14 protein-coding genes and 1 tRNA gene are annotated in these 16701 nt (G+C 37.8%); 2 read left to right on the top strand and 13 right to left on the bottom strand.

Going from position 1 to position 16701, the window contains the following annotated elements:
• Positions 1–100 precede the first annotated feature (100 nt).
• The 5 genes from pdeM to G525_RS0111645 all read right to left on the bottom strand — a co-directional run bounded on the left by pdeM (position 101) and on the right by G525_RS0111645 (position 6531).
• Complete coding sequence (pdeM, locus tag G525_RS0111665) at positions 101–751, bottom strand: ligase-associated DNA damage response endonuclease PdeM (protein WP_027126334.1); 651 nt, start codon at positions 749–751, stop codon at positions 101–103.
• Positions 748–3207: a ligase-associated DNA damage response DEXH box helicase gene (locus tag G525_RS0111660; RefSeq protein WP_027126333.1), complete on the bottom strand. Its 2460-nt coding sequence runs from the start codon at positions 3205–3207 to the stop codon at positions 748–750. The genes pdeM and G525_RS0111660 overlap by 4 nt, the downstream gene beginning before the upstream one ends.
• Positions 3204–4796, bottom strand: a complete 1593-nt coding sequence (locus tag G525_RS0111655) for an ATP-dependent DNA ligase (protein ID WP_027126332.1) — start codon at positions 4794–4796, stop codon at positions 3204–3206. The genes G525_RS0111660 and G525_RS0111655 overlap by 4 nt, the downstream gene beginning before the upstream one ends.
• Positions 4793–5815: a ligase-associated DNA damage response exonuclease gene (locus G525_RS0111650; protein WP_027126331.1), complete on the bottom strand. Its 1023-nt coding sequence runs from the start codon at positions 5813–5815 to the stop codon at positions 4793–4795. The genes G525_RS0111655 and G525_RS0111650 overlap by 4 nt, the downstream gene beginning before the upstream one ends.
• A 215-nt stretch (positions 5816–6030) precedes the next feature.
• The gene (locus G525_RS0111645; protein WP_027126330.1) at positions 6031–6531 is read right to left on the bottom strand and encodes a pyridoxamine 5'-phosphate oxidase family protein; all 501 of its coding nucleotides are present in this window, start codon (positions 6529–6531) and stop codon (positions 6031–6033) included.
• 187 nt (positions 6532–6718) lie between these two features.
• On the opposite strand from G525_RS0111645, the gene G525_RS0111640 reads away from it, so the two are divergent.
• The gene (locus tag G525_RS0111640; protein ID WP_027126329.1) at positions 6719–7273 is read left to right on the top strand and encodes a ferritin; all 555 of its coding nucleotides are present in this window, start codon (positions 6719–6721) and stop codon (positions 7271–7273) included.
• Positions 7274–7663: 390 nt separating this feature from the next.
• Positions 7664–8587: a WD40 repeat domain-containing protein gene (locus G525_RS0111625; protein WP_027126328.1), complete on the top strand. Its 924-nt coding sequence runs from the start codon at positions 7664–7666 to the stop codon at positions 8585–8587.
• Positions 8588–8672: 85 nt separating this feature from the next.
• On the opposite strand, the gene G525_RS0111620 is transcribed toward G525_RS0111625, so the two are convergent.
• From G525_RS0111620 to pta, 8 genes are all read right to left on the bottom strand, one after another.
• Positions 8673–9113 carry a DsrE family protein gene (locus G525_RS0111620; RefSeq protein ID WP_157491929.1) on the bottom strand — a complete coding sequence of 147 codons (441 nt, stop codon included), beginning with the start codon at positions 9111–9113 and terminating at the stop codon, positions 8673–8675.
• 259 nt (positions 9114–9372) lie between these two features.
• Entirely contained in the window at positions 9373–10215 is an 843-nt protein-coding gene (locus G525_RS0111615) for a mechanosensitive ion channel family protein (protein ID WP_027126326.1), read from the bottom strand.
• Between the two features lie 436 nt (positions 10216–10651).
• A tRNA-Arg gene (locus G525_RS0111610) sits at positions 10652–10725 on the bottom strand.
• Positions 10726–10984: 259 nt separating this feature from the next.
• The gene (locus tag G525_RS0111605; protein WP_027126325.1) at positions 10985–11686 is read right to left on the bottom strand and encodes a 2'-5' RNA ligase family protein; all 702 of its coding nucleotides are present in this window, start codon (positions 11684–11686) and stop codon (positions 10985–10987) included.
• A 133-nt stretch (positions 11687–11819) separates the two neighbouring features.
• Positions 11820–12650 (bottom strand): hypothetical protein, encoded by an 831-nt coding sequence (locus G525_RS0111600; RefSeq protein WP_027126324.1) that lies wholly within the window; start codon positions 12648–12650, stop codon positions 11820–11822.
• A 20-nt stretch (positions 12651–12670) separates the two neighbouring features.
• Complete coding sequence (locus tag G525_RS0111595) at positions 12671–13078, bottom strand: hypothetical protein (protein WP_027126323.1); 408 nt, start codon at positions 13076–13078, stop codon at positions 12671–12673.
• Between the two features lie 140 nt (positions 13079–13218).
• A complete protein-coding gene (locus tag G525_RS0111590) occupies positions 13219–14403 on the bottom strand; it encodes an acetate/propionate family kinase (protein WP_027126322.1) in 1185 nt (394 codons plus the stop codon).
• A gap of 128 nt (positions 14404–14531) precedes the next feature.
• The gene (pta, locus tag G525_RS0111585) at positions 14532–16640 is read right to left on the bottom strand and encodes a phosphate acetyltransferase (protein WP_027126321.1); all 2109 of its coding nucleotides are present in this window, start codon (positions 16638–16640) and stop codon (positions 14532–14534) included.
• Positions 16641–16701: the final 61 nt, after the last annotated feature.

Raw genomic sequence — 16701 nt, 5'->3', positions numbered from 1 at the left:
TCCAGCAGCAAGGGCTCTCAATATATTTTTCATTCTCTTTAGTTTTTAAAGTTTAAATGTACTACTAAATAAGAATCAAGATGAGCGCAAAAAAAATAAATCATAGCTCAAATACAGATTTTTCAGTAAAACCGTAACATACGGCGGAATCTACCGTTCGTTTCGTGTTCAAGCCTGTAAATTCACTAAAAGCAGGAAGAATCAAGCGGTGTTCAGACACTTCGAAACACGGAAGTTTAATAAACACTTTGCCTCTGCCCCTAATGGTCACCCCGGGATGTGTATGTCCTGAAACACAAAAAACAGCTTCTTTGCAATGCTGTTCGTCATGAACAAAGCGAAAAACAGCCACATCTTTATGCGTTTTAAAAACAGTAATTCCCAATGATTCGTAAAAACTATCCTTTAATCGGTCGTGATTACCTTTAATAAGCTCAAAACTGACACTGCGATGGTCTTGAATAAACTTTTGGAACTGATCAATGTCGGTATTGTTTTCGGCATGAAAAAGATCACCTACCACTAAAACGATATCCACTTTAAAATGCTCAATCAAAGTTTGCAATCTGTTTAAGTCATTGTCCAAAATGGCAGATGGAATAGGAATACCCGCCTTTCTAAAATGTGCCGTTTTGCCGATATGTAAATCTGATACCACCAAAGTCTTCTCTTTTTCCCAAAAAAGCGCACGTTGGTTGGTCAACGTTATAATTTCATTTTGAACCGTGATGTCTTTGGTAATTATACTCATAGTTGCGTTTGCTTCAGCACCTCATCCCTTATTCGTTTTATTCGCGCATCCAAATCTTCGCTGGTCAAGGATTGCCGTAAACTGTCCACTTTAATCGGGAAACTCAATGGGGTGAAAGAGTTTGCAAATTTAAGGATAAGTTTGCTTTTAGAAATACGTTCAAAAGCTTCTTTTAAGCGCACTTCTTCCAATTGTTCATTAAACACTTCGGTATAGGCCTGGCGCAATAACAGATTTTGAGGTTCGTAATCTTCCAATACTCTAAAAATTAATCCTGACGACGATTGTAGACTTTTGTTGTTTTTTCTAGTTCCTGGTTGACTCTGCACAACCAGCCCGGAGATCACGGCGATATCTCTAAATTTCCTGGAGGCCATTTCTGAAGCATTGATGCTGCCGATGACATCTTCCATGAGATTGTCTTTGGATAAAATGTCCTTAATTGTGGCCTCATTTATCGGAATGGCCTGATCACTCAATAATTCGAAACCATAATCGTTCATGGCAATGGTAAAGGTCAGCGGTTTTATCAAGCTCAATCGGTAAGCGATCAACGCTGCCATAACTTCGTGAATCAGTCGCCCTTCAAATGGATACATAAACACATGATGCCCATCTTTGGTTTCAATCATTTCAATTAAGAATTCGTCCTTCCCTGGAATATGGGAGTTTTTTTCCTGCTGGGAAATCAAAGGATGTAAAAATTTTAATTCCTTTTCACTTGTTTTCGGATGTAAGGACTCCGATAGTTTCTCACGCAGATAATGACTTAAATAAGAAGACAACGGCAAACGCCCTCCCATCCAACTTGGGGTTATGGCAGATTTACGTTTACTTCTTTTGACTAAGACGGTCATGTCTTTGATGCTGACCAATTCCAAAACCCGTCCTGCCAGAATAAAATGATCATTCGGTTTTAGCTTAGAAATGAAATATTCTTCAATCATCCCAATATAACCGCCAGAAAAGAATTTTACCTTTAACATAGCATCACTCACGATGGCACCAATATTCATACGGTGGAGCATGGCAACCCGCTTACTTTTCACCTTATAGAGTCCGTCGTCATCAATAATCACCTTGTGATATTCTTCATAAGATTTTAAGGTATTTCCGCCTTCAGTAATAAATTGGAGTGCCCAATGCCAGTCCTCTTCGGTCATATAATGAAAGGCGTGTACCTGTTGAATGACCTTAAACAATTCGTTCTCATTAAAGCCTTCACCAACTGCCAAAGACACCATGTATTGGATGAGCACATCAAAAGTCAACACCATAGGTTCTCGTGCCTCAATACGTTTATCTCTTACGGCTTGCTTTAATGCGGAGGCTTCTATCAATTCCAACGAGTGTGTGGGCACAAAATAGATTTTGGAGGTTTCATAAGGTGAATGGCCACTGCGACCTGCCCGTTGCATAAACCGCGCTATACCTTTTGGAGATCCAATTTGAATGACGCAATCCACTGGTTTAAAATCTACGCCCAAATCTAAAGAAGACGTACATACCACTGCTTTGAGATGTCCATCGGAAATGGCATCTTCAATCCAGTTTCGCAATTGCGCGTCAATGGAGCCATGATGAATGGCAATTTGTCCCGCCAAATCGGGTTCAATTTTTAAAATTTGCTGATACCAAATTTCCGATTGATTTCTGGTGTTTGTAAAAATAAGCGTGGTGTTATTTTCGTAGATGATCGGAATGATTTTAGAAGCCATCTTCACACCCATATGTCCTGCCCAAGGCAAAACTTCAATCTCGTCGGGCAGTACGGTAATGATTTCAATTTTCTTTTTCTCCTTGGCGATAACGCGCTTAGTTTTGATTTTTTTATAAGGAATCAAGACCTCTTGAGCTTCGTCCAAATTACCAATGGTGGCTGTGATTCCAAAAATTTGTAGCGATTCTGTGAGGGATAATACTCTGGAGATCGCTAATTCTGTCAATACGCCGCGCTTGGAGCCCAATAATTCATGCCACTCATCTACCGCCACACAATGCAAATTTTTAAAAAATCGGGAGTTATTTTTTTGTGAAAATAAAATGTGAAGCGTTTCGGGCGTGGTCAACAACACATCTGGCATCAACCGTTCTTGGCGACGGCGTTCTTTCTGGGGTGTGTCGCCGTTTCTAACTTCCACTTCCCAATCCAAGCCAATTTCTTCCACAGCGATGGTCATGGCTTTTGCCAAATCTTTTGCCAAGGAGCGCAGCGGACTTATCCAAAGCAACTTTATGCCTTTTTTATAGGCTTCGGGCTGATTAAGATAGTTAATGACCACCGCCAAGAATACAGAAAAGGTCTTCCCGAATCCCGTTGGCGCTACCACCATCCCACTATATCCGTTATGATAGTAGTTCCAGGTCTGCACTTGAAAAGCGAATGGCTTCTGCCCCTTCTTCTGCATCCAATCGGCAATAATTTGATAACCTTGTGAGTCCTGAACGTTTTTCAAGTAGGATTGGTGATTAAGAGTTTAACTTGTTCTATAGTGTCAATATCAGCAACAGTTTTATCACGACGCCATCTTAAAATTCGTGGAAATCTTAAGGCCACTCCAGATTTATGACGATTGCTAAAGGCAATGCCTTCAAAGGCAATTTCAAAAACCAATTCAGGTTTGACGGTACGCACTGGTCCGAATTTTTCAATGGCATTTTTGTTGACAAATCTTGAAATTTCAGTGATCTCTACATCGGTCAGTCCAGAATAAGCTTTCGCAACCGTGACCAATCCCTCGTCCTTTTTAACGGCAAAGGTATAATCGGTATATTTTGAACTTCGTCGTCCACTGCCCTTTTGTGCATAGATCATGACCGCATCAATGGTGAGTGGGTCCACTTTCCATTTCCACCAATCGCCTTTTTTACGACCGGTGTGATACGGTGAGTCTTTCTGTTTAAGCATCAAACCTTCACTATTGAATTCACGTGCTTGATTTCTTATCGCATCCAATTCATGCCAATTTTTAAAAGTAATAACTTGGGAAATTACAATAAAATGAGGTAAAGTATCCGACGTGACTAAATTTTCCAAGATTTGACGACGGTACACCATTGGCTTACTACGAATGTCCTTTCCATTCCATTCTAAAATGTCATACACATAAAATCCTACCGGAATTTCTTCCAACATTTTCTTGCTTATGGTCTTCCTATTCAGTCGTTTTTGCAAGTCATTAAACAGCAAAACGGCATTATCTTTAAGAGCTAATATTTCGCCGTCAATAACAAAATCGTCCTTGAAGGTGGTCATGGCACTTACCAGTTCCGGAAATTGACTCGTCACCAGTTCTTCACCTCTCGACCAGATAAATATTTCGCCATTGCGCTTAACAATTTGACCTCTAATGCCGTCCCACTTATATTCTACTTGCCAATCTTGAGGCTCTCCTAACTCAGGCAGCTCCTTTTCTAAAGCATAAGCCAAACAAAATGGGTAAGGCTTGGAATTGTCATAATTGATGTGTTCACCTTTAATTAAATCGTCAAAACTAATAGTGTTGATGTTCCAATTGCCAATAATACTGTGCATGAGCTGGTTGGCATCAATGCCAGAATACTTTGCCAATGCGTTGACCAAGGTTTTTTTGGAAACGCCAATCCTAAAACTTCCACCAATAAGCTTATTGAAGATCAAACGTTCCTGCATTTCCAATCCCGACCAAGCGTTAAGAACATAAGCTTTTTTATTGGCGTCCGATTGAGGTCGCAACGCCACCAATTCTTCCATCCATGCACTTAAGGTTTTTTCAATTTTATGTGTCGGATCTGGCAACATTAATGCGATGGTTTCTCCCAAATCGCCTACACTGCTATAACTTTCTAAAAACAACCATTCGGGATAGCCTGTAATTTCTAGGCACCATTGGCGCATAAGTGCTGTTTTTACAGGTCTTGAAGGACGTTTTCCTGTGAATAGGGTAATGATCCAAAGTTTGTCCTTCTCTGGAGCAACGTTCATATAATCCACCAAAGCATCAATTTTAGAATTGGTTTTATTGGTGATTTCAATGGCGCTGATAAGTTCTGAAAAATGCTTCATGAGACTGCCGTTTTTTCAGTTACCACTTCCTTATCATCTTCTTCAGAACCGTATTCTGTTTTTACTTCTGCCGATGGAATACCAATTTCATTCAAATATTTTGAAAAAGTCGCTTGACTGCCGTGGGTTACATAGACTTTTTCTGCTTCGCTGGCTTTTACGGCAGACAACAAACCGTTCCAATCCGCATGATCGCTTACCGCAAATCCTGCATCAACCGCTTGCCAACGTCTGTTCCCTCTAATTTGCATCCACCCCGAACAAATTGCAGTAGCCGCATTGGGAATTTTCTTCAATAATTTTGAGCCCAATAATCCTGGAGGGAGGATCACTATTTTATTTTGAAGCTCATCGTTCTTAAAATCGTAGGTAAGCAATTCCGTCTGCGGAAGCGCTATTCCTGAGCTTTCAATGGCAGCGTTCAAATTGTGGATGGCCGAATGCACATACATTTTATCAACACCTTCCATCAATTTCATGATGCGCTGCGCTTTGCCCAATGAGTACCCTAAAAATACACTTGTCCTATTGTGTGATTGGTTCTTAAAAACCCAATCGTGCATTTGCTGGCGCAATTGTTCTTCAGCCAACCAATTATAGATTGGCAGACCGAACGTGCTTTCTGTAATGAACTCGTGACACTTGACGGGTTCAAAAGGAATGGTTAAATGATCATTCTTTACTTTATAATCGCCAGTAAAAACCACCACAAATCCTTTGTATTCCAAACGTATTTGAGCAGAGCCTATCACATGTCCCGCAGGATGAAAACTCACCTGCACTCCATTGACCATCTTAGGTTCATTATAATTTAAGGATTCTACGCGGATATCTGTACCTAAACGGTGCTTCAAAATGGCCTTCGAATCAGTTTGACATAAATAATAAGTCATTCCATTACGCGCATGGTCAGCATGGCCATGGGAAATGATGGCATAATCAACTGGCAACCACGGATCGAGATAGAATTTCCCGGGGATACAATAAATACCTTTTTTTGTGAATTTAACGAGTTTCAAATGCGTGTATTTGTATATGAACTAAAATATTTAACTAACCTCAAGGAGCCAAAGTTCTCACATAGAGCACTAATGAGTAGTCATTGCACTTGCTGGAACTGGCTTAGCATAATTTAATTCCTGAAATGAACTTACATTATGTGTTTTCAGTTGGCGAACTTTGCGGCTAAATCATTTCAAATAAAAAACTCAAACTTATGTCAGAGCTATAGCTGTTATGGTTTTAATTCACCAAAGTCCATGGTGTCTGGTTGATTGCCAGTAATAGCCCCAACGCCCATTTTAACCAAAGAAACCAATTTATTATTTTTTGGATCCCAATAATACGCTTCTGTCGGTTTCACCGAAATAGCGGTAATGTTCGGATCGTCCTTTCCTTCAAACCACGCATCATCGGTGGAACTATAAAGTTCCTCAATCATTTGTCTGTCGGTGGAAATGGTTGCCATGCCGTAAACGTTGAGGAATTGCATATCGCTTTTATCGGCATAAATGAGGTGCAGATTGGCATCATTCAATAGATTCTGATTGTGGGTGCTGTTTTTGTTACTCAAAAACCAAATATTCCCTTGCGCATCCACTTTTTTAGTACTCATCGGAACCATATGTAAAGGTGCTTGCTTCAAATTTGTCGCCATCATTGTGAAATCGATGTCTTCTGCCATCTCTTTAATCTTCTTTTTGGCGTCGTCGTTATGTAAATTTTCTGTGCTCATAATAATTTTGTTTAATTTATTAATAAAATTAATGAACAAATAAAACTATCCATAGTGCTATCCAATAAAAATATATCCCAAAAACGAAATTCTGCAGCAAATCCTATACAACACTTAATTGTTGCAAATGAGGTAATCCCATTATCATAAAATGTCTTCCTTTATAGATCATTAAAATTTAAAAATCATGAACACCAACAGATTATCAAAAAAAATAGAAGACATTTTAAATAAGCAAGTTACTAAGGAAGCTGAAGCAGCACAGATATTTCTGAGTTATGGATGTTGGGCAGACTCTGAAGGTTATGGTGGGATTGCCAGTTTCTTTTTCAGACATGTTGCGGAAGAACGTGATCATATGATGAAGGTGATGCAATACATCATGGAGCGCGGCGGCACGGTTAAAATAACAGCAATCAAGGCGCCACCTGCAGATCCGAAAAACTTACAAGACTGTTTTGAGAAAACCTTTAAACATGAAGTTGATAATACGACGGCCATTTATGAAATTGTCAATTTGGCGCATGAAGAACGTGATTGGGCTACTTATAACTTCGCACAGTGGTTTGTAAAAGAACAAATAGAAGAAGAAAAAATGGTGATGGACCTATTGGATAAACTTAAGATTGCTGGCGGACCAAAAGCCACAGATGAATCCTTATTCAATCTTGACAAGTATTTGGCTGACGCGCCAGATGAAGCGCCGTTGGCAAGAGATGCTACTATGGACAATCCGGAATAATAAAAAATATTTTTTTACTATATATAAAACCCTCTTTTGAGGGTTTTCTTGTGAGTCATACTCAACAAGTTGGAGGGAAAAGAATCTCTGGTTTTGTTTTGTAGCATGTTTGATGTTGCTTCTCAAAGGCCAATTATTGAATTTATCGAAAATTCTTTTACAACAGAATTGCACTCAAAAATAGAAACCAAAATTCCAAGGTCACCATAGTAATAATTTTGGTAAAATTGCTTCATCAAGAATGAAAATCAAATAACGAAAGATAATCCATTTAACCATCAATGCTAATTCTATTCCTATGGCGTAAATTAGTTGCTTATCTTGCGTCATTGATCTGCGAAGCATTATTACCGTTTCGTAATCTTAAGAATTATAAGAACAGAACTTTACATGACTATTGAAATAAATAAAATAGCACATCTCACCGGACACCAAGCAGCGATATACGCTTTAGCTCCTGGAACACAAGATCATTTTATTTTTTCAGGAAGTGTCGATTGCCTTGTTGTTCAGTGGAATTTACAAACGTATCAATATGATAAAATAATCGGTCGTTTTGCAACACCTTTATATGCCATTTGTCATATTAGAGAAAAACAATGGTTGTTGACAGGAGGCTCAGACGGCACTGTTCATATTATGGATTTAGAAAACAATCAAGAAATAAAAACACTAGACAGCCATAGCGCTCAGGTTTTTAACATCAGCTATTCCATACAAACCAATAGCATCTATACGCTTGGTGGCGACGGAATTTTGGCGGTTTATTCCATGGACAGTTTAACCTTAATTAAATTGATCCATCTGTCTGAAGATAAAGTACGTCATCTTGATTTTAATTATAAGACTTCTGAAATAGCAATTACTAGTGGAAAAGGCAACATTCATATTCTTGACTTAAACACATTATTGAAGAAAATGGTTTTTCCTGGGCATCAATTGTCCTCAAATATTGCGCGGTTCTGTCCAGATGGAAAACTCCTTTTAACTGGAGGGAAAGATGGTTTTTTAAATATTTGGGACGTGGGAAGTTACGAACTCATAACCTCAATTCAGGCTCATGAATGGGCCATTTATGATATTGTCTACAACCCAGAGGCTACTCTATTTGCGACGGCAAGCCGCGACAAATCCATTAAAATATGGGATTCAAAAACACTTGAACTTATAGAAATTATTGATAGAGCAACTTTCGATGGACACCAATTCTCTGTCAATAAATTAATGTGGAGTACCGCTAATGATTATTTAATTTCAGCCAGCGACGACCGCACAATCATGATATGGCACATACAGATCATTTCAACTGCCTAAAATCAAGAGCAGCAATTTTAAGCGAGCTATTTTTTTTATAATTGACTAATAGTCAACACAAAAGGCCAACCAATGTTTTTAAATGTTACAATGTGATAGTCTTATATCCGCTCTCTTGTAGGCCCAATAAATAAACAAAACCGTCTGGTGTTGTTTGAATAGACTTATGATAATCTGATTTTTTCACTTTGAAATGATTCATCGCAGACTCACAAACAACGATTCGGATGCCCGCTTTTTCGCTAGTTTCAATAAAAGACAACAAACTTTCGTCGGTAGCTAAATCTTTCGCTGTCGCACTAATGATTACAACTTCAAAATTAATTTTAGGATACTTAGTTTTAAGGGTATTACCGGTCATCACCGCAGCCTGAAAATAACGGGCATTTGGAACGAGAATGGCATAATTTCCATCGTTTTTGATAGAATTTTCAATATCTGAAACACTCAGGGATTGTGCAGTTGACGGTGTATAAAAAACGGATCCTACAATTATAAAAAGGATCATTAAAAACTGGTTTCTCATAATTTCTTCTAAATTTAGATTATGTATTCTAAAGTGGTGACAAAAGTCAAAGACCAAAGATAGGCCAACAATGAGTCATTGTATGTAACCTATGTTACTCTCCATTTAAAATTGATTGTTCTTCGAGCAAGAATCAATACTGGGCTTATCTCATAAAGAACACGGACTTTTCAATGCAACTACACGATTGACAGCTATCGTTTCAGGTAAAATTGCCTATTGAGACAATAAAATATAAACAATAAAATCCCTTATACCATTAATAGGCCTCTACTTTATGTGCTACATCTCCTTGATAAATAGTACGTTTTGGTATTGCAAGATGAATATTATTTTTATCAAGTGCTTTTTTAACGGCTTCCATTTGATCAAAATAAACAGCCCAATAATCCTCAGAATTTGCCCAACATCTCGCTGACACTTTCATGGAATAATCGCCCATTCCAATCAACCAAACTTCTATTGGTTCACTTTTAGCAAGACCTTGGTGCACCTCTAAAGCATTTGTAATAATTTCGCGCAGCACATCAAAATTCTCTTCAAAAGAGAAGTTAAGATCTATTTCAACGCGACGGTAAGGTTCAAGTGAACGGTTATCCATGTCGTTATTTGCAACCTGTCCGTTTGGTAAAGTAATGATGCGCCCGTCAAAGGTTTTGATACGGGTATATAAAATATCTATTTGATTTACATAACCGAGATGCTGATTGATATGCACGAGATCATTAATCTTAAAAGGTTTGAACGCGAGAATAAGTACCCCACCAGCAAAATTAGCCAAACTACCTTGCAAAGCAAAGCCTATAGCCAACGCAGCAGCTCCAAACATAGCCAAAAACGAAGAAGCCTCAATACCTAAAATACGGCCTACAAGAAAGATCAACAGTGCATAAAGCGCAAAAACACCCAGACTTTGGATAAAGGTCTGTAGCGTAAGTTCAATTTGTGATTTTCTTAGAAAAACACGAAGCATGCGCATGATAAATTTGATAGCAAACAGACCGATAACCATGGTCAAGAGCCCATAGATTGCATTCGGACCAAAATCAATTAAAAATTGTATTAAGGCCTCTTTGAATTGTGTCCAGATACTTTGGTCCATAATTTTTATTATTTTGAAAGATTGTAATCTCAAGCTCAATCTAACAAGTATCTGTTAGTAATAGAGATCTCCATATACTTTTTGCCAACCACACCATAGCTTTTCTTAATGCAAGAGGTTGACAGTTCTAAAAGAGAAGAACGAAAAAAAGAAATTTTCCTCTTGTAAAATTAAACAATAGTGAAAAAATGGTTGAAAATTTTAGTTCAGGACATATCTCAAAAAAATGTATATTGGATGACCATCAGCGGTTCTCTTTTCTGTAATAACTAATTTAATAGAAGCCTTCATTCGAAGTTATAATTAGTTTACGTTCTTTTTACGTTACTTTTTTCTACAGATTTACCATAAATTAACACAATAACCAATAAAAAACAAGCTATCAGAAAACGCTATAAAATGCAAAAACCCCACTGTTAGTGGGGTTTCAAAGGCGTGAGCCCGACAGGATTCGAACCTGTGACCGCCTCCTTAGAAGGGAGGTGCTCTATCCAGCTGAGCTACGAGCCCATTCAAGAACTGATGTTCTGAAAATGGTAAGAATAATTAAAACAAGTTTTATTCGTCTTACGGTCGGCAAATATACAATTTCTATTAAAACATCATAAATAAAAAGTGAAAAAATAATCGTTTTAACACCATGTTTTTATCCTCCAAAAAAATGACAAATCAAATCACCTAATTACTAATCACTTAAGGATTATAATTTGTTTTAATAATACTACTGAAATTTTGAAATAGATACTGAAATCATATTGTTTTATTCTCTTTAAGCCTTTAGCACACTGTTTGCCATTTTAAATTCGTGAAGCTTTGTTACCAACTTTTTCCTGTGATACCAATCATTGTAAGTAAGTTCAAGTTTATATACCTGGAAGGTCCCAAAGTCATGATTTCTGTACTTTTCTACCAATTTCAAGAACTCCGACTTTTTCTTTAAAGTCTCACCAAATCGAAATACGGTAGCATGCGCAGTCTGAATCACATAGCGCTCATCCATACTTTGCTCTAAATTTGAGTTTTTAACGGATTCCCTCACGCTCTCCCTAATTCCATTTAAGCTACCGTTCTCTATAAATCCTTGAATCATAAGGCAGGATGGCGATGCTGTAACACCTTTAAAATTGATGGTTAAACCTTGCTTATTTTTGAGACTTCTCTTTACTGTCTTAACGTATTTGGGAACATTTAGAGTTGATAATTTCAATCCGCTATAACATGAGATTATGGAAATCACAGTAATATGGATGTCTGAATTTGGGTAATAATATTGATGAGGTTCAATGCTTTTAAGTTCATTCAGAAATTCCTGAATTTTAGTTTTAACGGCAATCGGAGGTCTTATGATAAGCGATAGACCAAAACGGTCATCAGTTTCAGAATGAATCATAGGATCCATTTCGTAATTATCAGAGGAGATTTTACGTACCGACTTGTTATACATGTTAATGTACTGCTCTTTGAGATTCATTGAACTAAGAAATTAGGATAGATGTATTAGTTGTAAGATTGTAATTACTACGCTTTCTTTAAATGAGACTTATTTAAGGCACATGGCCTCAAACATACTAAAAAGTAACGAGGTTCAAATTTTACTCAATAACCTAATGGAACCCAAGTTTCGTGATCACCAAAACCAGACATCCCATAAAAATCAAAACATATAATAATCTTAAATAGATATTATTACTTAAAAACACTCCACAGATTGCAAGCAACGCCATAAAACCTGTTTCGAAACGCGTACAGAGAATTCCAAGAATCATCACTAGTAAAAATAAATGCGTCCAAAAGCCTCTGGGCTTCACCAATATAGCAATAGCAACCACAAATTCTATTACAACAGAGACATACGCAAAAATAAGGCTGAACTGACCAAGGTTTGGGAAGATGTTGTTTAATTCTATACGCTTAGCATTATTAGGGTCAGTGGCATGCAATTCAAAAATTCTTTCTGAATTACTCTTGGCGAGCGCTACACTTTCAGGAAAGAAACTAATGAAATGTTTAAAGACAGCACCTCTATTGAGCATATAATAATAAAAATCGCCACTCATAAACTGGCGTGACACTACTTTTTGAATGACTGAGGTCATCACTACGATCACCAGTAGCATCTGAACGTTTTTTAGAAGAATAGCATCGCGTTTATGATAGCTATAAATCAATACTGAAAGTACCATGAAAAGCAGCATGAAATGATGGTTGGCCAACCAAAAATAGTCGAGATAGAGATCCACTAAAAGAAATACGGTAAGGCCAATCCAAATCACGGGCTGGTTCCTCCTATTCCGAAATAAAAACCAACTGATGAGTATAATAAAAAGTATAGGAACTTTCCATCTGCGGTTTTGCTCTGCCATAATAAATATATAGGCAGCTGAAATCAATATTAGCAATTGGCCTCCTAGTAGAAGCGGATCTTTCAATCTCATCTTTATGTCTGCCCAATAATTCAAAAGTCTGTTTTTTTCAAATGAATTTCATCAATCAAAACTCTTGTATATAGCCTGTTTCTAGAATTGATGCTTGGCTTCCAAACTTGTATATGGAGGCTATCCTTATGGGTTGTTTTTAAGATAAGCGCTCCGGCTTTGTTGAGGTTATGTCTATTTGGCATCAAAATTAAATAACCAAGCACATCCTTCATTTCCCGATTGTTTTTTAATAAAGAATCAACAGACAAACCTGGGATATAAATTTGATTACTGGCATAATGGAGTTCAGTGTACATGCCATACCCACCGCCTTTCCATTTACTAAGATTTCTTGTATTCATAAAAAACACCTGAATCGCAATAACGATTACCGCAAGACAGGGCACTGCATATTTCAATACAAAAACTTTTGTTGTGCTGGCCATAGCGTTTACTCAGATTACTAAAAAAAGGTAAAATATGAATTACTGGAATAAAAATAGTGCTTTATCCTTAATTTAATATTTATTTATCCCACAAGCGATTTGTTTGCAATAGAAGGCAATTTAAAGTTGACAAACCCATCTTATTCCACCAATTCAAAAGCTTGCTTCGCAATCTCCAGTTCCTCATTAGTAGGAATCACCAATATTTTTACTTTAGATTCAGCGGTATTAATTTCTCTTAGTTCTGCAGATCTTTTATCGTTTTTAGAACTGTCCAGAATGATTCCCAAAACCTCTAAATCTTCGCAAGCCAATTGTCTGATCACACTTGAATTTTCTCCAATCCCTGCCGTAAAAACAATGGCGTCCAAGCCATTCATTGCTGCCGTATAAGCGCCTATATATTTCTTAATACGATAAGCATTCATGCTTAACGCCAATTGACATTCTTTATTTTTATTTTCAGCCTCGGCTTGAATATCTCTTAAATCCATGTGCCCAGTAAGCCCCAACATCCCACTTTGATTGGTAAGCAGAGTTTTTACCTCATCTAAACTATAATTCAAATGATTGACCAAATGAAAAATAATTGCGTGATCAATATCCCCACTTCTTGACCCCATGATCAATCCATTAGACGGTGTAAACCCTAGACTATGATCTATACTTTTACCGTCTAAAACCGCAGTCATACTGCACCCATTTCCTAAATGAATGGTGATGATTTTTGAGGATTTTAACCCTAAATATGCAATCGCCTTTTCTGAAACAAACTGGTGACTTGTGCCGTGAAAACCATAGACCTGAATGCCGTGCACTTCATACAAACTCGTTGGGATAGCATATCTTTTAGCTTTTGCGGGAATGGTTTGATGAAAAGTAGTATCAAAAACGACGACTTGTTTGGCGGCAGGAAATATTTCTTCTGCTACAAGAATGCCTTCAAGGTTCCCTGGGTTATGCAAGGGAGCCAAAGCGGCGTATTCTTGGATTTTCTCCTTAACTTCCGCAGTGATTAATGTGGTATCTGAAAACGAATTGCCTCCGTGAACCACACGGTGACCAACTACTTTAATGTCATTGGTGTGGGTAATGACGCCTTTTTCAGGATCAAGCAACAGTTCTACAACGCGCTCCAAACCTTGCCTGTGCGTTTCAATAGTGTGTGTTTGATGCAGATTGTCGCCATTGGCTTTATAACTGATAGTCGCATTTTTATAACCGATGCGTTCCACTAATCCATTGCAAATCAATGTTTCGGAAGGCATTTCCATTAATTGGAATTTTATGGATGAACTTCCGGAATTGATGATTAATATCTTCATATTGTTGTTTTTTTTCAGTCTTTGTTGAGCAAATAAATATAGACGCGATTAGCACAAGCTTAAATATTTATATTTTTCAGTCTTAATTGTTAATAGCATCAGCATCACGGTCTCTCATTGAAAAAACCTTAAATGCCTTGGGCTTGAATTGCCGTCACAATAACGGTATTATAGATATCGTCTATGGTACAACCCCGGCTTAAGTCATTAACCGGCTTATTTAGACCTTGGATAATAGGTCCAATGGCCAATGCTTTGGTTTCTCTTTGCACTGCCTTATAAGTATTGTTTCCAGTATTCAGATCAGGGAAAATGAAAACGTTGGCCTGTCCTGCCACTTCAGAGTTTGGAAGCTTCAGTTTCCCCACTTGGATATCTACCGCCGCGTCATATTGAATAGGACCTTCTACTTTAAGATCTGGTCTTTTTTCCTTAACTAATCTTGTGGCCTCTCTTACTCGTTCCACATCCTCTCCCACGCCAGAAGTCCCTGAAGAATAAGACAACATGGCAATTTTTGGATCAATCCCAAAAATCATACTGGTACCTGCAGAAGAAATGGCAATGTCTGCCAATTGGATTGCGGTTGGGTTCGGATTAATGGCACAATCGCCATAAACAGAAACCCGATCATCCAAACACATAAAAAATACGGAAGAAACAATTGGTGCTTCCGGTTTAGTTTTAATAAATTGAAGTGCTGGAAGAATAGTGTGCTGCGTGGTATGTGCCGCCCCAGAAACCATGCCATCGGCATCGCCCTTATAGACCATCATGGTTCCAAAATAGGATACATCTTCCATTAAATCCTTAGCCATGGCCAAATTGACGTTCTTATGTTTCCGAAGTTCAAAAAGTGTTTCTGAATACGCTTCAAATTGATCAGAATCAATAGGATTTATGATGTTTACTTTTTCCAAATCCAGGCCAATTTCAAGGATGGTAACTTTCTCATCAATCTGTTTTTTATCACCGAGCAAGGTAATGGCTACTACATCAAGGTCAACAAGCCGTTTAGCAGCTCTTAAAATACGCTCATCAAGTCCTTCAGGCAAAACAATATGTTTCTTGCTCGATTTTGCCTTTTGAAACAAGTTATACTGAAACATTCTAGGCGTCAACCCGTTAGTTTCAAAGGTAATCAGACGCTCTACAAGCGCTTCTACATTTACATATTTTTCAAACTCCTTAATGGAAGTCGTTATCTTATCTGTGTTTTCAGCATAGATCTGAGATTGAATGCTACCCAAACGATTGGTTACGGAGAACGTTCCGCCCTCCACCAAAATAATCGGAACCACGTCTGAAAGTCCTTCAATCAATTTGAGGATAGGTTCTTCCGGCATGAGTCCACCAGTAAGGACAATCCCAGATATAGAAGGGTAATTATCAGAAATGTTTGCTTGTAAGGCTCCCAAAATGATATCAGCACGGTCTCCTGGGGTGATCACCAAGGCATTTTGTTTTAGGTGAATAAGATAGTTGCGCAGTTGCATAGCACCCACACTAAAATTTCCCGCTTGATTATTAATGAATTCTTTTCCAAAAAGTACTTTGGCGTCCAGGGTGTCCACAATTTCTTTGATGGACGGATTTGCGAGGCTATGGTTTAATGGAATGGCATTGACGATAACGTCTTTCGGAAAATACTTTTTTAATTCCGTAGTCACCAGCGTCAGGTTTTGCGGCTCTATTTTATTGGCAATTACAGACAATACCTCAACCCCCTTATCTTTAAAAGAATCGTAGGCCATTTGTAGATTCCCAACGAGTTGATCTAGGGTTTTGCCCACACCACCACCTATTATGATTGCTGGAACGCCCAAGTTTTTGGCAATCAAAACATTCATATCAAATTCCATAATGGAGCCTTCCCCAATAAAACTGGTCCCTTCCACCAAAACGAAATCAAAACGATTTTCGAGACTCTTATATTTTTCAATAATCCGGCCTATAATTTCGTCGTCTTTGTTTTTATTCTTTTTCTTGATCACCTCGCTTCTCGTAAAAGCATAGGCATCTTCAAATTTTATATCCAAATTGAAGTACTTAGACACCGTATTAATATGGTTATCTATTTTACCTGGTTCAAAATTGTCAATAATAGGCCGGAAATAACCCACTTTCGCGGCCTTTCCCAAAAGCGATTGCATCAATCCTAATGAGATTATAGATTTCCCAATGTTAGGTTCAGTTGTGGCAATATAGATGCCTTTATTGGTTGATTTTTTTGACATATTCTTTTCTAATTATATTTTAATCCATAAATGGTTTAAATTCAAGGGTTGTATTATTAAT

The organism is Gelidibacter mesophilus DSM 14095, from assembly GCF_000423005.1.
In the GTDB taxonomy this organism is placed as follows: domain Bacteria; phylum Bacteroidota; class Bacteroidia; order Flavobacteriales; family Flavobacteriaceae; genus Gelidibacter; species Gelidibacter mesophilus.
This window is presented reverse-complemented; position numbering and strand designations above follow the sequence as displayed.

Bases quoted from the DNA above. Each gene is read 5' to 3' on its own strand.
- pdeM (WP_027126334.1), bottom strand. From the start codon at position 751: ATGAGTATAATTACCAAAGACATCACGGTTCAAAATGAAATTATAACG.
- G525_RS0111655 (WP_027126332.1), bottom strand. From the start codon at position 4,796: ATGAAGCATTTTTCAGAACTTATCAGCGCCATTGAAATCACCAATAAA.
- G525_RS0111645 (WP_027126330.1), bottom strand. From the start codon at position 6,531: ATGAGCACAGAAAATTTACATAACGACGACGCCAAAAAGAAGATTAAA.
- G525_RS0111640 (WP_027126329.1), top strand. From the start codon at position 6,719: ATGAACACCAACAGATTATCAAAAAAAATAGAAGACATTTTAAATAAG.
- G525_RS0111625 (WP_027126328.1), top strand. From the start codon at position 7,664: ATGACTATTGAAATAAATAAAATAGCACATCTCACCGGACACCAAGCA.
- G525_RS0111620 (WP_157491929.1), bottom strand. From the start codon at position 9,113: ATGAGAAACCAGTTTTTAATGATCCTTTTTATAATTGTAGGATCCGTT.
- G525_RS0111615 (WP_027126326.1), bottom strand. From the start codon at position 10,215: ATGGACCAAAGTATCTGGACACAATTCAAAGAGGCCTTAATACAATTT.
- G525_RS0111605 (WP_027126325.1), bottom strand. From the start codon at position 11,686: ATGAATCTCAAAGAGCAGTACATTAACATGTATAACAAGTCGGTACGT.
- G525_RS0111600 (WP_027126324.1), bottom strand. From the start codon at position 12,650: ATGAGATTGAAAGATCCGCTTCTACTAGGAGGCCAATTGCTAATATTG.
- G525_RS0111595 (WP_027126323.1), bottom strand. From the start codon at position 13,078: ATGGCCAGCACAACAAAAGTTTTTGTATTGAAATATGCAGTGCCCTGT.
- G525_RS0111590 (WP_027126322.1), bottom strand. From the start codon at position 14,403: ATGAAGATATTAATCATCAATTCCGGAAGTTCATCCATAAAATTCCAA.
- pta (WP_027126321.1), bottom strand. From the start codon at position 16,640: ATGTCAAAAAAATCAACCAATAAAGGCATCTATATTGCCACAACTGAA.